At 60.3% G+C, this 18130-nt stretch carries 16 protein-coding genes and 1 pseudogene; 6 read left to right on the plus strand and 11 right to left on the minus strand.

What is annotated here, in order from left to right; all coding sequences use genetic code 11:
- Positions 1 to 18 precede the first annotated feature (18 nt).
- The 3 genes from RH91_RS04510 to RH91_RS04520 are packed head-to-tail and all read left to right on the plus strand — an operon-like array spanning position 19 to position 2761.
- The gene (locus RH91_RS04510) at positions 19 to 306 is read left to right on the plus strand and encodes a hypothetical protein (RefSeq protein WP_010161378.1); all 288 of its coding nucleotides are present in this window, start codon (positions 19 to 21) and stop codon (positions 304 to 306) included.
- Positions 306 to 1271: a DUF7146 domain-containing protein gene (locus RH91_RS04515; protein ID WP_081469504.1), complete on the plus strand. Its 966-nt coding sequence runs from the start codon at positions 306 to 308 to the stop codon at positions 1269 to 1271. The genes RH91_RS04510 and RH91_RS04515 overlap by 1 nt, the downstream gene beginning before the upstream one ends.
- Positions 1268 to 2761: an AAA family ATPase gene (locus RH91_RS04520; protein WP_081469505.1), complete on the plus strand. Its 1494-nt coding sequence runs from the start codon at positions 1268 to 1270 to the stop codon at positions 2759 to 2761. The genes RH91_RS04515 and RH91_RS04520 overlap by 4 nt, the downstream gene beginning before the upstream one ends.
- 26 nt (positions 2762 to 2787) lie before the next feature.
- On the opposite strand, the gene RH91_RS04525 is transcribed toward RH91_RS04520, so the two are convergent.
- On the minus strand, positions 2788 to 5052 hold the full coding sequence (locus RH91_RS04525; RefSeq protein WP_232283407.1) for a PAS domain-containing hybrid sensor histidine kinase/response regulator: 2265 nt from the start codon (positions 5050 to 5052) through the stop codon (positions 2788 to 2790).
- Between the two features lie 470 nt (positions 5053 to 5522).
- On the opposite strand from RH91_RS04525, the gene RH91_RS04530 reads away from it, so the two are divergent.
- Entirely contained in the window at positions 5523 to 6302 is a 780-nt protein-coding gene (locus RH91_RS04530) for a hypothetical protein (protein ID WP_157136851.1), read from the plus strand.
- 326 nt (positions 6303 to 6628) lie between these two features.
- Here the strand turns inward: RH91_RS04530 and RH91_RS04535 are convergent, their stop codons facing one another.
- From RH91_RS04535 to RH91_RS04575, 9 genes are all read right to left on the minus strand, one after another.
- A complete protein-coding gene (locus tag RH91_RS04535) occupies positions 6629 to 7024 on the minus strand; it encodes a hypothetical protein (RefSeq protein ID WP_010161384.1) in 396 nt (131 codons plus the stop codon).
- 199 nt (positions 7025 to 7223) lie between these two features.
- Positions 7224 to 7442: a hypothetical protein gene (locus RH91_RS04540; RefSeq protein WP_010161385.1), complete on the minus strand. Its 219-nt coding sequence runs from the start codon at positions 7440 to 7442 to the stop codon at positions 7224 to 7226.
- Positions 7439 to 7723, minus strand: coding sequence for a hypothetical protein (locus RH91_RS04545; protein ID WP_010161386.1), 285 nt, complete (start codon positions 7721 to 7723; stop codon positions 7439 to 7441). The genes RH91_RS04540 and RH91_RS04545 overlap by 4 nt, the downstream gene beginning before the upstream one ends.
- Positions 7720 to 8151 carry a hypothetical protein gene (locus RH91_RS04550; protein ID WP_029623603.1) on the minus strand — a complete coding sequence of 144 codons (432 nt, stop codon included), beginning with the start codon at positions 8149 to 8151 and terminating at the stop codon, positions 7720 to 7722. The genes RH91_RS04545 and RH91_RS04550 overlap by 4 nt, the downstream gene beginning before the upstream one ends.
- A gap of 5 nt (positions 8152 to 8156) precedes the next feature.
- The gene (locus RH91_RS04555) at positions 8157 to 8540 is read right to left on the minus strand and encodes a hypothetical protein (RefSeq protein ID WP_010161388.1); all 384 of its coding nucleotides are present in this window, start codon (positions 8538 to 8540) and stop codon (positions 8157 to 8159) included.
- Between the two features lie 27 nt (positions 8541 to 8567).
- On the minus strand, positions 8568 to 11495 hold the full coding sequence (locus RH91_RS04560) for a hypothetical protein (protein WP_010161389.1): 2928 nt from the start codon (positions 11493 to 11495) through the stop codon (positions 8568 to 8570).
- The gene (locus tag RH91_RS04565) at positions 11495 to 13540 is read right to left on the minus strand and encodes a hypothetical protein (RefSeq protein ID WP_157136852.1); all 2046 of its coding nucleotides are present in this window, start codon (positions 13538 to 13540) and stop codon (positions 11495 to 11497) included. Before RH91_RS04565 ends, RH91_RS04560 begins: the two co-directional genes overlap by 1 nt.
- A 27-nt stretch (positions 13541 to 13567) precedes the next feature.
- The gene (locus tag RH91_RS22220; protein WP_157136853.1) at positions 13568 to 14236 is read right to left on the minus strand and encodes a hypothetical protein; all 669 of its coding nucleotides are present in this window, start codon (positions 14234 to 14236) and stop codon (positions 13568 to 13570) included.
- Positions 14227 to 14655 (minus strand): hypothetical protein, encoded by a 429-nt coding sequence (locus RH91_RS04575; protein WP_010161393.1) that lies wholly within the window; start codon positions 14653 to 14655, stop codon positions 14227 to 14229. Before RH91_RS04575 ends, RH91_RS22220 begins: the two co-directional genes overlap by 10 nt.
- Before the next feature lie 456 nt (positions 14656 to 15111).
- Between RH91_RS04575 and RH91_RS04580 the strand changes: the two genes are divergently transcribed.
- Entirely contained in the window at positions 15112 to 17277 is a 2166-nt protein-coding gene (locus tag RH91_RS04580) for an SGNH/GDSL hydrolase family protein (protein WP_010161394.1), read from the plus strand.
- A gap of 3 nt (positions 17278 to 17280) precedes the next feature.
- On the opposite strand, the gene RH91_RS22805 is transcribed toward RH91_RS04580, so the two are convergent.
- Positions 17281 to 17595 (minus strand): hypothetical protein, encoded by a 315-nt coding sequence (locus RH91_RS22805; protein WP_198283226.1) that lies wholly within the window; start codon positions 17593 to 17595, stop codon positions 17281 to 17283.
- Positions 17596 to 17950: 355 nt separating this feature from the next.
- Between RH91_RS22805 and RH91_RS22230 the strand changes: the two are divergent.
- Positions 17951 to 18130, plus strand: a pseudogene (locus RH91_RS22230) (FxDxF family PEP-CTERM protein); the annotation flags it as partial.

Raw genomic sequence — 18130 nt, forward strand, 5'->3', positions numbered from 1 at the left:
ACCGGCAGGAGATGCAGCATGAGCGCTCGCATACTATTGCTGCCCCAGCGGCAGCGCGAAAACCGCGGCACCGTCCACGTCATGGGCGACAAGATCGATGGCTTCGAAATCGGTCACGAGAGTTCGTCGGGCAATAGTTGGGGCAGTTTCGCCGGTCCGTTCGCGACCGGAGAGGAGGCGATCACCGCTGCCTATGCACTCAACCGGGACACGTACGGCGGCACATGTGACGTCTGGGTCTGCGACGCAGCCGTTCAGGACGCTAGCCCTGGCGTTGGCCTCCCCTCCGTGCCGGGAGATTTTTGATGCTGAAGGACCCCTATGCCGCTTACGGACGAGCAGGCGAGAGAAACACCGTGACCGATCTGCCGCGAATCTGCGCTGACCTTCGAGACCGCTTTCCCATTTCGGGCGTGGCCGCGAAGGCAGGCGTGAAGCTACAGCGCGCTGGGCGGGAGCTGAAGGGGTGCTGCCCCTTTCATCCCGACAAGTCGCCCAGCTTCACTATCTACGCCGACGATCGCCGCTTCCAGTGCTTCGGCTGTGGTGCCGAAGGCGACGTGCTCGACTTCGTCCAACGAGCCTATGGCGTGAAGCTGCTGCCAGCGATCGATATGTTGGACGGTGGAGTCCTGCGCGAACTCGAACAGCAGCGCGTCATCGCGACACCCAAGGCAGATTGGTCGAAGGCTGCATTGTCGATCTGGGAGGGCGCGACAGCAATCGACGGTACGCCTGCTGAGGCTTATCTTCGGTCTCGCGGGATCACGATGGATCTACCGCACACACTGCGCTTTGCCCGGCTCCGCTACCCTCAAGAACAGGCCACCCGCCCTGCTCTCGTCGCCGCGGTCTGCAATCCAGATGGCGATCTCACTGGGATCCAGCGCACATTCCTGACCGAGGAGGGGCGCAAAGCCGACGTCGCCGAGGTGAAACTGTCGCTCGGGCGCGTCGCTGGCGGCGCGATCCAGCTCGGCGCGCCCGTCGCCAGTCTCGTCGTTACCGAGGGACTGGAGGACGGACTGACGCTTGCGCAGGCTCTTGGCCGCTCGGTCTGGGTATCGGCGGGTACGTCGATGCTCCCCCGAATGGAGATGGCCGACGTCACGCGCGCGATCGTCATTGGTGCTGACGGCGATGCCCCGGGGGAGGCTGCAGCTAACAAGGCGGCACATGCCTTCACGGCTGCGGGACGAAAGGTGCGGATCATGCGCCCCTCCCCCGGCTTCAAGGACTTCAACGCTGAGCTGATGGAGGGGAACCGGTGAACGCAACTTCCCTTAAAGCCCGTTTCGACGCGGCCGAGACGTTCGCTGGCGCGCCGTTGCCAGAGGCAGCGAAGATCAATGCCTCGCCATTCCGCTGGCCGGATCATCGCACCCTTCCCCGCCGCCCTTGGGTGTGGGGCCGCTGGCTCCTGCTGAGCACGGTTTCAGCAATCGTGGCCCCAGGGGGCGTCGGCAAGTCGTCATTCGTCGCCTCGATGCTGCTGTCGCTGGCGAGCGGCCGACAGGACATTCTCGGCAAGACGGTTTGGGCCGGCCCTAAGCGGGTCTGGTACTGGAACCTGGAGGACGGTCTGGCCGAGCTGGAAATGCAGCTTGTCGCCGCCGCGATGTTCCACCGGGTGACGCAGGACGCTTGCGGCGATCGGATTTACCTCGACAGCGGCCCCGAGGGTGCGGAGCTTCGGATAGCGGTCGAGGATCGAGATGGCTATCGCGTTGCCATCCCCGTTGTTGAGGCACTCGTCGCTGAATTGACGGACCGAAAGATCGACGTTTTGGTCATCGATCCCTTTGTTTCGTCCCACGGTGTGGCCGAGAACGACAACAGCGCCATCGACGCGGTGGTAAAAACATGGGCCAGCATTGCGAAGCGCGCCGGCTGCGCGATCGTACTCGTCCATCATTCGAAGAAGCTCGGAAACGAGAAAGTAACGGCGGAATCGTCACGAGGGGCCAGTGCGCTCGTGTCGGCAGCGCGTGTGACGTTGGTGCTCAACCGAATGGACAACACCGAAGCCCAGCGGTTCGGAATTGCTGAGGATAAGGAACGCCGCCGGTTATTTACGGTGCAGGACGACAAGGCGAACCGAGCGCCTGCCGAAGACGCGCAATGGTTTCAACTGGCGTCCCAGAACGTCAACAACGCTACCGGTGAGGATGATCCCTTCGGTGTGGAAGGCGATAGCGTTGGCGTAGTGACCCGCTGGACGCCACCAGACGCCTTCGACGGCGTAACGACAGACCACCTTCGTAAGGTGCAGCAGGCGGTTGCAGCGGGCACCTGGAAGGAAAGCAGCCAGGCAACGAACTGGGTCGGCATCGCCATCGCCGATGTCATGGGCTTGGACCCCGACAAAAACGCAAAAGCAGATCGCGCTCGGATCAATGCACTCCTCCGCCAATGGATCGCCAGCGGGGCGCTTCTCGTGGTTGAGCGCCGCTGCCCCGACAAGCGTGAGAACAAGAAGTATGTCGAGGCGGGCGAGTTGGCCATCGACGGTAGTGCCCCACCTTCAAAAGGTAGGGCGGGGCAAGGTGGAGTAAGTGGGGCATCCAGAGCGCCCCGCCCCACCCCGCCCCCCGTAGGGGGCGGGGGTGGTGGGGCAGGCGCTGGCGAGGAAAGTCAGGTGGGGCGGGGCAACCCCGCGCTGGTGAAGTCGCCCGTCGTTTTCCCCGCCGCCGGCACCCCGCGAACGACGCGGGGTATCATTCTGGCGCCGGGTGAAGGATCTGACGATGTTGATATATGAGAGAGATGCTCTCTTGGTGAATTTTGCTAGCGGCTGCCCGTAAGGGTAGCCAGACTTTCTTCCAGCTCCGCGCTCCTAAATGGCTTAGTGAGTCGTGGCAGGTCAGGAACAATACCTTCTGTCTCAGCATAGCCCGACACGATCAACACTGGCAGGTTTGGTTTTGTCTCTCGCAAGGCATGCGCGAGTTCCACTCCAGTCATGCCCGGCATGAGATGATCGGTGATCAACAGGTCAGGTGCCAGGCCTTCCGCAACTCGCTCCATTGCCTCTTCGCCCGAAACAGCCTGCCGCACCTCATAACCGAGTTCTTCGAGCATATCGGCGGTGCTGGCTCTTACCACCTCCTCGTCATCGACAAGTAATACAACGCCGGACGCTCGACCAAGTGCCGCAGGAGATTGGCCATATGTCCTGCCGTCGGGAACGACGGCACTGATCGGCAACCAAAGCTCAATGTTCGTACCGACTCCCTGACGGCTTTGAATTGTGAGGGAGCCTCCTAACTGCGCTGCCAAACCATGCGCCATCGACAGCCCAAGACCGGTGCCTTTCCCAATGCCCTTGGTCGAAAAGAATGGCTCGACGGCGCGGGCGAGCGTTGCGTCGTCCATCCCTAAACCAGTATCTGCAACCGAAAGCCGGACATAGTGTCCGCGCTTGAGCGTGCTGCGCGGAGCACGAACGCTGTCACGTGTGGCGCTGATCCGCAGCGTGCCGCCATCCGGCATCGCGTCGCGGGCATTCACGCCGAGGTTCAACAGCGCCATCTCCAGCTGGTTCCGATCGGCGTTTGCCGGCGGTAAGTCATCTGCCACGTCTACGACGACGTGCACCCGCGGCCCTGTTGTGCTCGCAAGAAGCTCTGCCATCCCTTTCACAAGACCCGCGATATCTACTGCGACAGGTTGGAGCGGCTGACGCCGCGCAAATGCGAGAAGTCGCTGGACAAGTGTCCTAGCACGATCAGCGGATTGGATGGCACCAGCTATTAATCGTTGCTCCCGCTCCCCTCCCACGCCTTTACGCTGAAGCAGGTCGAGCGCGCCAACGATCGGCGTCAGCAAATTATTGAAGTCATGGGCAACACCACCTGTAAGGCTTCCCATCGCTTCCATCTTTTGGCTTTGGCGTAAAGCATCCTCGGCTTGCTGCAGTTCCGCAGTGCGTTCGGCCACACGCGTTTCTAGCGTCTCATTCAGTTCGCGGAGCTGTTCTTCGATTCGTTTGCGTTCGGTGATATCGATGGCCGTGCCAATTACTCGGGTGCAATCCCCGTCAGCGTTGAACAGGCCGCGCCCTTTTGCGGCAACCCACCGGATGATGCCGTCTTCTTTGCCGACCGTCCGATATTCAACGTCGTAGAATGCCCGCAGATTGGGATTGCTCGCGGCCTCGTATGCCTTGCGGGTTGCTTCCTGGTCATCCGGATGAACGCCGTTGTAGTAATCGTCCAACGTGACCGGGACATCGGCGGAAATCCCGAACATCGCCTTGACGCGTGGTGGCCAGAACATGCTGCCTGTGAGTTGGTCGACATCCCACTCACCGATCTCACCGATATCGATTGCGAGGCGCAACTGTTCTTCTTTGAGGGTCAGCTTGGATTCGTGCTCGCGACGGTCATTGATATCGATAATTGAGCCAACATAACCGAGATATTGGCCAGCCTCGTCAAACCTTGCGGCGGCGGTATCGATTGTCCACCGGTACACTCCATCAGCGGCGCGTAAACGGAACTCGATTCGATAATCACGCTGTTCTGTATTTGCTGAAACAAAGGCCCGCTCCGCGGAAGGCCGGTCCTCCGGATGGACCGCATCGAGCCAACCGTAGCCTTCCCCCGCTCCCGGGGCCTGCCCCGTAAACTCATACCATCTTGCGTTTAAGTGGGTACAAAAACCGTCAGGGTCTGTGACCCACATCATGACGGGTGCGCGATCAGCCATGGTACGAAAGCGCGCTTCGCTTTCACGAAGCGCTACTTCAGCATTTTTCTGGTCGGTAATGTCGACGAATACCCCCGACATAAGGACGGTTCGCCCTTTAGGCGACAACACCGGCTCCGAAAGGCTATCAACTTGGCGGATAACGCCGTCTGGAAGAACGATCCTGTAATGTACGTTGAGCGGCTTGCCAGCCGAAACCGCTGCCATCGATTCAGCGTAGACGGACGGCAGATCCTCCTCATGTATGCGACCGAAGACCGCTTGATCAGTTAAATCCTCGACAGCCGAAAAGCCGAAGATTTCCCGGCTACGCAGGTCGAGGCGGACGACGCCGCTGTCCACCTCCCACTCGAAAGTTCCGAGCTTCGCGATCGTAAGCGCTGAACTGCGCCAAGCGTCGTTGGCGTGTAGATCGTCCGCTGACTGACTGACTGACATACGGAAACCCTAGCGAGCTATAGCATCACGGGAAATGCGAAATATCCTGACTGACGTCGTTGGGCAATGCGGTACCCGACTGCATTAAGGTGCATTCCCAATCGGGATCCAAAGCCGGTAAAAGCAGCCGCGCCCACTCGACCAGCAATGTCCCGCGCCTTCGCAGAATCTTTTCCCGATTGCCATTTCCTGAGATTACCGAACGCCCCTAGGGAAACGGGAAAGATCACAGGGAAAGAATGGCTGATTCCGGCGGTTCGTATCGCTACTCTGATCATCGGCCGTTGGGTGATTCTGGCCATTTGCATACCAAATAGGTTTGTTACGACCGCGGTCTCGTACTACGATCATTACAAATATGGTCGGGGGGCTGAATGAAGATCGTTTTGGGAATGGCAGCGGTTGTGTTTTCAACTTCGTCTGCAGGCGCAACCAACTACGTAATGACAATCCAGCCAGGGCCGCAGCAAACCGAACGCATGGATAACGGTCGTCAGGTTGTTGATGATTTCGGTCAGAATTCCAACGTGAGGATGATGCCCCCGAAAGGCGCTACCGACAAGCGCAGTGGCATGCGACTCTACGTCACGAATCGTAGCGACAAGCCGTTCAATTTTGGCCCGGCAAACGTCACGCTTAAGCTCGTTGATGGGACGATCATCCCGATGATCACAAACGATCAGCTGGTACACGAAGAAAAGCGCAAGGAAGGGTGGCAACGGTTCGGCAGCGCAATGGCCGCGGCGGGCAGATCAATGGAGGCTTCGCAGGCAGGTACTGTAAACAGTTACGGCAGCTATTCCGGCAACACCACCGGGACAATAGGGACAACGCCCTTCAACGCGATGAGCAACGGCAGCGGCACTGTAACTACCTATGACCCGGCCCGAGCCCAGATTGCCCAAGCAGCCGCGAATCAGCAGACGCGGGCCGACAGCGACGCACTCGACCAAGCTCAGGCAGCGAGCCGAGCCTATGTGGATGGGTTCATTCAAACAACGACAATCGACCCTGGTGCTACGTTCGGCGGCCCGACAATCTTCAATCCCCCGAAGGCGATGAAGAACGGCAATGCGCCCCTTCAGCTGACAATCGTTGTCGACACCGGCGGCGAGACACACCAGTTCGCCGCGACGTTAGCGAAAGTCCGATGATCGGTCCGGGAAGCGCCTCGCCGTCGGAATTAGACGGGGAGAATGCACTTGCCGACACCCCATCGGGCCCGGACCAAGCGGAGTAGGAGCAACTTGAGGGCTGGGATCGTACGGTCGCTGAAATGTTCGCGATGTTCTTCACGCCCGAGGTTGAGAAGTGACAGGCCGAAGCGCTATCACGTATGCAACGTCGCTGGCGAACGGCGAAACTCGAAGGACCCCCGCTGCGAACGTTATCGGCCCGCCCGACGATAATTCTGACAGCGGCTTCGGCATAATCCGTCCTCATTAAAGCGGGAGTCGAGCCCGCTTGCCAGCGTTATTCGCTACTGCCGATCCCAGCCCGCTTTAGTCCGCAAGTCCCGGTCCAGCGCGCTCAGAGCGTTATCCAGATGAAGCCCGGCCAACTGGCCCAGTTCCGCTGCAACTGCCAGGTTCTGAGCAACGACAATCGACACCGGATTGAGCATGCCGACAAACTCGCGACAGAAGGCGTCACGCTGCTGACACCAGCGATCAACTACGCGATCAACTTGTACCTCGGCATACTCATCGAACGATACCCCTTCGGGTGGTACCAGCGCGTCCAAGCCTATAGCGAACGACTGAACCGCGTCGGCACGTCGCTCGTCCAGCAGCGCCTGCCATTCAGCCAGTTTGGCTGTGACGTCGGCAATCATGTTTTCGGCAACTGCGTAGCCTGTCGGATCGGGAATGATCATCGAGATGCCGACGCTGCAACAAATCTGACGACGATGGGCATTTCGTCATCACGCAGACACGCAGCTTGCAGGGCCGCTTGCGGGTCATCATGCCCGTCTACGAATATGATCCGTGGCTTGGGGGCGTTGATGCCCGCTGCACTCTCGAGGCTATCCATTCTCAGCTTGATCCCACGAACTGGCATGCTGATCTCCTTCCTTAATTGGCACGAACGGCACTGCGGCCTTCAAACCACGCGCTCATTTCCGCGGTCAGATTACAGACAGCCGCGCCTCCATTTGGCTGAGCGGCTGGTGGCATCATTGATACGCGTTCTTCCTCGGTGATCGGATCGCCCAGCCACAAGCGAACCTCCGGCGGCAGCTCGCCCCTCCCGGCTTCGACGGCAGCCAGGCGGCGCATCATGTCCTTGCTCATGCTCTTTGCTCAAAAGGGCGACCATGCGCGGCCATGATCTGGGCAACGTAGGCTTCCTTAGGAGCAAACCGCATTGCCCAAGCATAATGCGTGGCGGGCGACATCGCGAGCCGGTCATCAAACGATAGCCCGTGGTCCTTGTCGTCCATCTGATCCGCGATCGCGGCGAGCTTCTTGCAGAAGAGCGCGGCATCGTTCTGAGTCTGTCGAGCGGATACGGGCTCCGACATCAGCTTTACCTCAAGCCGACCCATGCGGTCCCTTAGATTGTGCATCGTCATTGCTTCATCTCCAGTGCGGCCAAGCGGCGTTCCAGATCGCCGACTTCGATAATCGAGCGGTGCGCGGTCAGCAGCGCCATGACGCGGCCAGCTTCGTCAGGGGTGATCTCTCCCGCGCTCACTGCCGCCAAAACGGCTGTAGAAGCCGCTACGGTGTCCTCGGCAGACTTTACGGCTGGCAGCTCCATGGAGATGGGAGCGTCCTTCCTCGGTGGCGCTAGGCGGTCCAGGCAAAGGCGCAGCGCAGGACCATCACCTTCCAGCGCCATGTCGATTGCCTTGCGCGTCAGCTTCTCGTGGTCGCCCTCAAGCATGGCTTCGATCGCCAAGGTAACCTTGTGGCGCGACCCCTTGGTCCTGCCACCAAGCGCGTTTCCCGGAGCAAATGTCCCGTCCGTTTTGCGGCCGTTAGATTTCGGATCTGCCATGTCAGTCAAGAATGCAGCTCCCGAGGGCGAAGTTCGACAGTCCAGGGGTCGCATCCCAGGACAATCGCGGCCTGATCAACCGCGAAAATAAACTCCCCACCGGAATCAAGAATGTGCTCGTCCCCATCGGGAACCGCATCGACGATGACACGTCGGCAATCGGACACCGGCATTTGGCTGGCGTTCGCTACCGCTTGGGCAAGCCAGTTCAGCGTCCAGGTGCGGAACCCTCGAGCAAGACGCTTTTCCCGTGACTCGAACCAGAACAGATCGCCGCCATTGATTCCCGTAAGGATGCTGCGCCCGAATGGCAGCGCGACATGCTGACCGGGATCGTCATCGAGCATAACCGTGTCTTCAGCCGTTTCGGTCTGTGGTTTGCCGGTCATTTCTGATACCTTTCGCCTGTGCGTAAATTACTGACCATTGGTGCTGTCCCGCTCGTATGGTGGTTCCTGCCGACTATCGCCTACATTCTGAGCGGCGGCCTTCTCGGGTGATCGCGAGATGGCTGTGCGGAGGAATTCGCGCAGATCGAGCACGTTGTGGGCAATCACCGGCTCGCGAGCTGCGATTGTCGACAGCTTCGACAGGTATCCGAGCTGGCCCGCGCGATCGGCTTCTTTCGGGATGCGTGTGAGCCATCTCAGCAGCCGCGGTGAGGTGAGCATTTCGGCGCTGATACGCTGGTATGCGGCCGGCATGGCAAGCCCAACGGCAACGATCGGATGCCCGAGTACCGCCGCACCTGCAGCGCTCCATAGCGACATGCTGGTCTTGCTGAATTCGTTTATGCCGCCCGTGTTGCTATGTCCTGCGAGCTTTTCCGAACCCTTGATGCGCTCCGCCAGCAGCGCCAGATCGTTCATCGAAGCGCGAAGTTCACCGCGACCGAAAAGGACGGCTTTCGACTCTGGCGTCATGGTGTTCCACCGCGTGAGCCAGCGCGAGATACTGAAGGCGTCCCCCTCTGCGTTCTGTGCACCTGGCAACGCCCGACCACCCTGGTGGATGAAGGTGGATCGGACTGCGTTCGCCTCTTCGGGCGACAGCCGCGCCATAGTGGCCTGAAAGCGATTGGAGTCGCCTCTGTTGCCGGCCATGGCGTCCAGCTTCGCGAAGATCTGTTCACCACTAAGACCTGCGAACGGGCTGCGGCCTTCTAGGGCTGCCTGTCCTGCCGCGTCATCCATCATCACCCGCATACCTAGCTGAGGCAGAAGCGCCGATTTGCCGCGCTCGGAGAGCTGCCCCCAGACCTTGGTGAAGGCCGCAGGATCGAATTCACGTCCGCCCCGGGCATCACGGACGATGGACGCTCGTACCGTGTTTGCATCCTCTGCCGGCATTGAGCGCATGATACGCGAGAAGGCAGCGGCGTTGCCGGTAGAGCCTGGCTTGAGCATGCCTTGTACGGCAGCGAAGGCTTCGTTCGGCGTCGCGTCGCCCTTCTTACCAAGCACCATCGAGAAGGTGTCGTTGATGCGCTTCATTCGGCCGTCGTAATAGTCGTTCGCACGCCGCCAACGAGCGAGCGCTTCTGGGCTCGCGTCGCGAGCCGTGGCTTCCATGTCGCTGGTGAGAGATCCGTAAAGTGCGCGAAGCTGGCGGGGTGCGATCTTCTCGGTCAGGTTCGGATCGGCAAGCATATCGCCGACCCGAGTGCGAAACTCGCTCAGATCCTGCCAGGACAGCGCGCCGCCCTCGGTAACGTCACGCGTCATCGGCGCACCGGATGCGTCGAGCAGTCCTGTCTCGGTGCGCGTTACATTTGGAGTAAGGGCATCGAGAAAGTTCGATAGCCGACCGTTGCGGAAGATTGCCCCAAGCTGGGGGTTGCTACGCCATTCCGCAGTGAAGTCGTTCAACAAGCGCCGCGTGCTACCGAGCTGCGCCTGCTGGTCGGCAGCAACTGGGACCTGATCATAAAGCGCGGACGCACGTTCCGCGGTATCGTCCATAAAACGTGAGACACCGCGCTGGATGAGCTGGCCCGCACCGGTGGTGTCCGACGGCGCGGCAAGGGCCCGCTCGACCGCCCCGCTGGTGTGGTCCGCAGCCGCGACACTGCGGTTGGCGACCTCGGCCGCACGATCGCCCACGATGTTGCCAGCATCACGTGGAGACGGTGCGTCCCCAGCCAGTTCTCCGACACGCCCGCTGAAGCTGGTATAAAGGCGATCTGCCGCGTCCCCCACGACCTTGGCACCGAACGGGGATTGAGCGGCACCCTGCGTCGCCCGCTGAATCCCGCGACCACCAACGTCTTGGGGAAGAATATCTACGCCCTGCCGCTCGGCTGCCCGAGCAACCAACGCAGCCTCCGGAATCTCCGCCATCGGCAGCGCCCGCTTCGCGATCCGCGAAGCATAGATAGCTGGAGCCAGCTTCTGCCCTGCCAGTCCAAGCAGCGCACCGCCGGCAGCGCCTTCCACAGCGCCAGTGACGCCGCCTAGAAGTCGTTCGCCGGGACCACCATTCGCCGATCCCGCGCCATAGGCACCACCGTAAGCGGCACCCTCCGTCGCCATATGTCGCGCGATCGATTTGCTTGCGATCGTACGGGCTTCGTTCGCAGTGAAGCCCTCAAGACGCGCCGCCCGGTAGGAATTCTCAGCAACCGCCGACATGCTGCGGGTAAGCCCAGCCTCCTCGCCAATAACAGGCAGAACAAGGTTACCGGCAAGGTTACCAGCAAGGGTAGCATATGGATGTTCCTGTTGGTCCGCCCCGAGCTGGGCACGGTCCTGATCGACCGTTGTATTGTACGCGTCTGTGAAGTTTTCGCCATGCAAACTCGCGTTAACACCGCTGATCAGGCCGTGAATTTCATCGCCCGTGCCCAAGGTAATGCCTTGCTCGCCACCGTGAACGAAAGCGCTACCGGTGCCGCTGCTGACAGCCTTGGGCATCTTGTAGGTGACGCCGTAATTCACGGGCTTCCCGGCACGTAGTGATACGTCGCGATCGTGGGTAAACGCCGTAAGCGCAGCGTGATCGCTCGCGAAACCGCGACGCTCGAGAAACTGCTGAAGCTCGTCTGGCCCAGCTGAATGCAGCAAGGCATTATATTGCGCTTCATCTTTCGGGCTCAGCTTCGAAAGCGGCTCGTCGGGGAGCTGGTCGCCAAATCCGCCAGCCATCTGGTCGGGGGCTTCTGCGGCCTGCGCGTGTCCTGGATCTCGCTGAAATTTCTCGAATGGGTCCGTCGAGGCTGATTCGGCAGGAGCGGCTGGAGCGACAGACCGGTTCGAGACCTCGGGTGTAGGACTGTTCAACTCAGCGTCGCCGCCTACAAAGCCAGTGTCCGCGCGTTGAAACTGTTCCCATGGATCATTCAACATCAGCGGATCCTCCGGATACCATTGGGATCAATGAAGGGGGTACCTTTAGGAAGGCTCAGCGCCTGCTGAACGTTGGCAACCCGCATAGGTGTGTCGCCCCCGCTCGACTGACCACGACTACGCGGGGCGTACGGGGCCCCATTGTGGTCGACCGGCAAAGCGGTTCGTCCGCCTTTGATGATGTTCTGCAACGCAGCCATTGAGCCGGGCTGCAGATCTACGGGTAGCGGGCGGTCAGGGAACGCTGAATGCCACTGATTGATCATCTGCGGGTATTGAGCGAGCGCGAGCTTTGCCATCGCCTGCAACGCAGCTGCGCGGCCCGCTTCTGACTGTGCGGGCTTGGCATTGCCGATCAGACGCTCAGCTTCGGTCTCGCTCGCTGCGCCATTCTTCGACAGCTTCTGGAATTCCCCCTGAATGGCTTCCAGCTCCTGGCTGTAACCCTTGACGTGCGCGGGGTCGAAGGACTGGGTGATTCCCGCAACGAAGCCGCTTGCAGGACCGAGGTTCATGCCGCCGAGGGCGAGATGATTTTCCCATGCGCTGTTCATATGCGCAGCGAACCGACCTAGTGACGACATGACCTGTGCAGCCTTGCCGTTACCGGTGAAGTCCTTGCGTGCCTGCTGACGCATTGGAAGCGTCGTGGTGTCGATGGACGGATCGACCTGTGCGATGTCCTCCGCCAGTTGCTCGCCGAATTTACTACCTGGCCGCGGTGCCGGCGCCCGACCGTCGAGGATCGCTTTAATGAGCGAGGCTCGGCCAGTTGGAAGGGTGGCAAGATAAGTGGGGCCTGTCAGCCCCGAGTTATCTGCCGTCGCCCGCTTTGTGACGAACGAATATGACCCGCTTGGCGCATCGCTAGACACAGACGCGCTCGATCCTGGAGCGCCGCCTGTTTCACCATGCGCAATCGTGCTGCGTGCCTGCGACCAGTCTCCTTGCACAAGCTGTGACGCAGCCTGAGGATTGAGCGAAACCCAGCGTCCGCGAAGTGCCGCGGCAGGGTCCGCCTGCTGCTTTGCCCAGTTGAAAATAGCCTCGCCAACCTTGTCCTGCGTGTCGGCATTGAAAGGCGCTTGCTTCCAGTTCGAGCCCAAAACCTTCGGCGCGAACTCGGCCATGGTCGAACCATTGATCTGGTACGTGCCAGCTGAACTGGATTTCGCGCCCTTGCTGTTCAGCGCCTTGCCGAAGCCGACAAATTGCCCAATCGTTTTTACGCTGTCCGGAACGTATCCGCCGCCTGCGTCCGTGTTGATGAGGCGGCTAGTGTCGCCTGTGCTGACTGCACTGCCCCCAGGCGTTTGTACGGACCCGCCACCGATCGGAACGAACTGCGTCGTCTCCTGCTTCGTGTTTGGGTCCGTGACCTTGATCTCGCGATACTGCGCGGCCTCAGGGTCACGGTAATCAACGACGTATTTTCCGTCGGCGTCGTAATGACCGATCGAACGCCCGACGACTGTCCCCTTTAGCGCATCAGCCGCCGTGCTCGTGCGCAGCTTGGCCAAACTTTCCGCGAACTTGCCGTCTCCGTCGACCGCGGCAAGGTGCATCATCATGGTGCCTTTCACGGCATTGATTGCATCCTTGTCGCCCGACTGCAGGGCTGTAATTTCTTGGTCGAGATCGTCCGTCGGTTCCCCAGCCGCGGTGGCAGCCTCCCGCATCTGCTTCAGGCTGCTGATCGCTAGATCAGGCTTGTTGTTCTGCAGCGCCGATATGACCGGTGCGATCGCTTGGATATGCGACTGCCGAATTGCCGGATCTTTGATGGACCAGAATTCCTTCACGGCGTTCGTATGGTCGGGGTACTTGACCGCGATGCTCGCCAGCGCGTCCGTCGTGGGATTCTTCAGGTAGGATGACCAATCGGACTGAAACGCCGTATCATTGGCCGCCTGGTGCTGCAGATCCGCTAACTTGGACGCATTCAGAGCAAGGTTCTGGTCGTCGATCTGCTGCTTGCGGGCGTCGTTCTGGCCTTGCTGAAAGAACTGTCCTGCCATGCCCGAATTTTGGCCGAGCATGGTCATGAGCTGAGTGGGGTCAGTCGCCATAAATCACCAAATCCCGGTTGCGGCAGTGGTACCGAGCAGCGCCGATTTCGGTGTGTCGAAATACTTCCCGGCGATCTGCCCGAGACTATTCAAGGTATTCTGGAACGCGTTCGCCTGTCCCAGGACACCGCTCGCGGCAGCGTTGCCCTGCTGTCCAAGCAGCGCCGTGATCGTATTGCCGGAGTTCGTGGCGGCGGCGTTTGTCCCCGCAGCCCCTGCCTGACCGACATTCACCAGCCCACCGAGGGCGGCGAGGCGCTGCTGGATCGTATTGGCCAGGAGCGTCGAACTGTTGTTGTAGAGCGCGCTTTGCATGTTCCCGCCACGCAAGCCACCAGTAGCGGCCCCGTTCTGCAGGATCGCGTCCGTGCCAGTTCTGTCGAGCGAGGTGAAACCTGGAGATGTTTTCAAAGCATCGATTGCAGTTTGCTGGCCCGACGAGCCCCCGGATCCCAAACCAAGCAAATCGAGCATACCCGACAAGCCGGATGTGCCGGCTTGCATGTAAGGTTGTTGGTTCGCTTGGATCGTGTTGAACTCATTTCGCTGTTCGTTGATCCCGGCCTGCTGAGCGGCGGCCTGCTGCTTCGCAGCGGCAGCGGCACCTTTCCCGCCGGTAATGCCGCCGAGAATCGACCCGGCCGCACCAATTCCTGCTGCTGCTAGAGGCATACGAGTTCCTTCCTAAAGCGTTCGACCGAGCCGAACTGGTCGCTGTGAGTGATGCCGAGGGACGTCATGCCGAGCTGGCGGCAGAACCATCGGACGCGCTGATTCTCGATGGGGCAGGTGCCGAGCAGGAAGCGGGCGCCGGTAGCGCGCACCAGCCAATCGAACATCGCAAGCGCAGCGGTGATCGCTTTGCGACCGCGGCACGATCGGCGGAACATGCTGTGAAATTCCCATCCGCTCGCGGTGTGGTCGAAGCAGATCATCGCGCCGTCGCCGTCGGTGACGAACACGATCGCAGGGTTCGCGATCTTACTGCGCATATCGACCTGCGCTGTCCCAGCGGGGAAACCGCAGAAAGGCAGAATGTCGGGATCGTTCGCGAAACTATTGATCAAGAGGGGATCGCGGGTTGCGAACATTACGTTCGCCAAAGAACCTCGGTTTTGCGCAATGCGCACTCGGTCGCCTGCATCAGTACGGACGAGGGTCTCAGAGGCGGATTTATGGACTATCAAAGCGTCACCCGGGAGTGCGATGCCTCACGGAGCAGAGGCTATGATACGTCCGATGTCATGACTGTACCGCTTCAATGAGCGATTGGCTTGTGTCCTATATTTGGAGCGTCACAAGGCGAACATTTTCAGTGACGCCCCAAAAGTAGGACACAAGACGCCTACGCCAAACGTGGTGTAAACCCGCGCTCAGCGCCAACCAGTGCCTCCTACTGTGAATGGAGTGAACGGTGCGACGGACAACAGGTCCGACATAATTCGTCACCGTTCCCATTCTCGGTGCTGCCGTAGCCCCGAGCACTACCGCTGCTTCCGGTGTGACAGGTCCGTCATCGCCATTCCGCATACTTAGGAGTATCGCTTGTGCCTGTTCGTCTAACGCGGCCCTATAACGGGCAGAACGCCAACACGATTTATTCCGGCCCCGATGAAGGCACCCTGCGCGGGTGCGGCATTGCAGACGATTATGTCGAGCTGGCATCCAACTACGTGCCAACCGCCACGCAAGCATTCCGCGCGTTCGCCAGCACGTTCAGCGCCACGGCTCCGGCTGGTTCGACCATCGCGACGTTCTCGAACCCGTTCGCCGGTCAGGGCCGCGGCATGACGACCTACGCGCTGACGGGCACTGTACCGGGTCAGATCGCGCTTGGGGCTAACCTGCGCTCGCTGGTCGTTGGGAGTACTGCGGCTGTCGCTGGCACGATCTACACGGTTAATGTTGTCGCTACCTCGGGCGATGGACTGCTGACGACGCAGGCATCCACGTTCAGCTTTGGGGCGGTTGCTCAGGCGGCTTTGGTTGGTGGCGGTGGTGGGACGGTAACGCCGACCCCGACGCCTACCCCAACGCCTACGCCCCTTACGATCACCGGCACCCCGCCTGCAGCTCAACAGAACAGCGCCTATAGCTTTACCCCCGCAACCTCAGGCGGCAGCGGGACCAAGACGTTCGCGCTCACCGGCACGCTTCCGGCTGGGCTGGCATTCTCGCCTACTACCGGCGCTATCACTGGCACCCCAACGACATCCGGCACGACGAGCGGGCTGAACATTTCCGTGTCCGATAGCAGCGGCAGCGCTAGCCTTGGCGCGTTCTCGCTTGTTGTGGCTGCGGTATCTGCGACGGTATCCGCCCTTGTCGGCATCGGCGATAGCATCCTCGCCGGTCAGACCACAACCGGGGCAGACAAGATCGCGTTCAACACGCTGGGCTACCCGTCACAAAGCGTCACAGTCACGAACCTAGGCGTGCCGAGCCAGACGCTGGCGACGAACTATTCGCGCGTTCAAAATTACGCTATTGACCCTTATTATGTCGATACCGGACCAAGCATCTTATTTGCGGAGGGCGGGACTAACGACATCGGCAACAACAATCTGACTGGCGCACAGACTTACGACATCATGAAAAATCTCATCACGGCTGCAAAGGCCAAGGGGTTCTACGTGATCGTCCAAACGATCCTGCCACGCTTGGTAGGCGGAACATATTCATGGACCACAGCCCAAGAAACCGAGCGGCAGGCCTATAACACGTTGGTAGCGGCGAACAGCGGCGGGGCGGACGCTATTCTCGATCTCCGAAGCCATCCGCAGCTCGGGGATAGTGCGGGCTACCCCACGAGCAGCCTGACAAACGACGGACTCCATGCGAACGATGCCGGGCACGCGGTGCTCCGCGTAGCCTTCAAGGCTGCGTTCGATACGTTCATCAACGCAGCACCGAAGTACAAGCTGCAGGTTGACCTGACGCTCATTGCGAAGACGGTCTTGCAGGGGGTCGCGGGCAGCACGCAAATCGTTGGCGGGCATTCGACTTGGAGCACAACCGCCTCGTCCAACGACGGAACGCCCTTGACCATCTCGGGATCTACTCTGAACTACCCTGCGTTCACGACTACCGGCGATAAAACAATCACGTTCGTTGAAACTCCGCCTGCCGGTTTGGGACTGTCCGCGCGGACTTCCTCGGTCACGCTATCGGTCGGTAGTGAAGCCCTGAACTACGTGCGCTTTGACAAGCTCGATTACCGCGTGACGGAAATCCGCAGCACCACCGGTGGCCTTAATTACTATACCGATACGGCCATCAATAATCACACGCCGCAGTTGAACACGTATTCGACAAAGCGGCTTCCCGCGAGTGCGGACGGGTGGGCGGCTTACACGCCTACCGCGGCTCAGACTTATCCGATCATGGGCTTGAGTGCTGCGGACGACCCCGTGAACTTTAGCCTGTACACGATTGGCATTTTCCAAGAGAGCGCGCCGGGCGGCACGTACTCGATCATCGGAACGAGCAAGACGACCGCAAACTTGGCTTCGGCGGTTGGCGATACCGTCCGACTACGACGGGCCGGTACGGTTGCTTATGCAGAGGTTCAGCGCGCTGGATCGACCACCTGGTTGCTTGCCGGGACGGTGCCAAGCGTCACGACAGCCCGTCTTACGTTCGTGCTTCAGCCCAGCGCTGCGGGTGCTTCGTTCGGCATGAACGGCCCCTTCACGACTACGAACTTCGCATGATGGTCATGGCGCTGATGAGTTGTCCATGTAGCAGTCATGGCAAAGATCATCGCGCTGCATTGCTACGGCTGTCTTGCACTGGAGGCAAATGCCACTGGCCCGCAGCGCCAAGCGTTCAGCCGACCGACGACGAATAAAGGCGATGATCTTTCCCATGTCCGACTCATACCCCAAAAGTACAAGGCCGTAAATGATCTGCCACGAATGCGGCGCACACTCGGCGGACCACGTGACGCGCGGTCCGCTAAGCGTGCAGCTCGATCCGCCGCGAGCAGCATTTCCAAGGCTGTGTTCGTTGGGCCGGTCGCGCTCTGCCATGCGAAAAGTGCCGCACAACGCTTAGCGATCCTGTTACAACATTTGGGACCGATGGGAGCGGGCTGCGGCGCGGAGGTTCGCCGCAGCCCTGGCCGCGCAATCTTCCGGAGTCACTGCGGTTACGGACAGCTCAAACACAAATAAATTACGAGGCAAGAGGAATCGCGTTCTCTGGGGGTGGGCGATGCCAAAAAGGCCTCGGGGCGTCTTTGTGAAAGACCCAGCCATATGCTCAGATGGTCGACCCCTGTCAGTAGGGTTTACAGTCCAACCTATTGAAACACGTGGCAATGTTGGAAAACGGCGCTTGGCACGCTCTTTGCGAGCACCTTGGATTATCTTCGGAGAGTAACCCATGCGTACCAAGCTTCTTTCTGCCGCCGCTGCTCTCCTCGCCATCGCTGCTGTCGCGCCGGCGTCGGCTGCAACCTTTGCGGTTAACGACACGGCTGGCAACGCCGCACAGGGCGGCAACTTCAGCAGCACCCCCGGCCCAGACGGCACGTTCAATGGCATGTTCGGCGTGCAGAACATT

Origin of the sequence: Sphingomonas sp. PAMC 26617 (assembly GCF_000242835.1) — a bacterium.
Taxonomy (GTDB): domain Bacteria; phylum Pseudomonadota; class Alphaproteobacteria; order Sphingomonadales; family Sphingomonadaceae; genus Sphingomonas.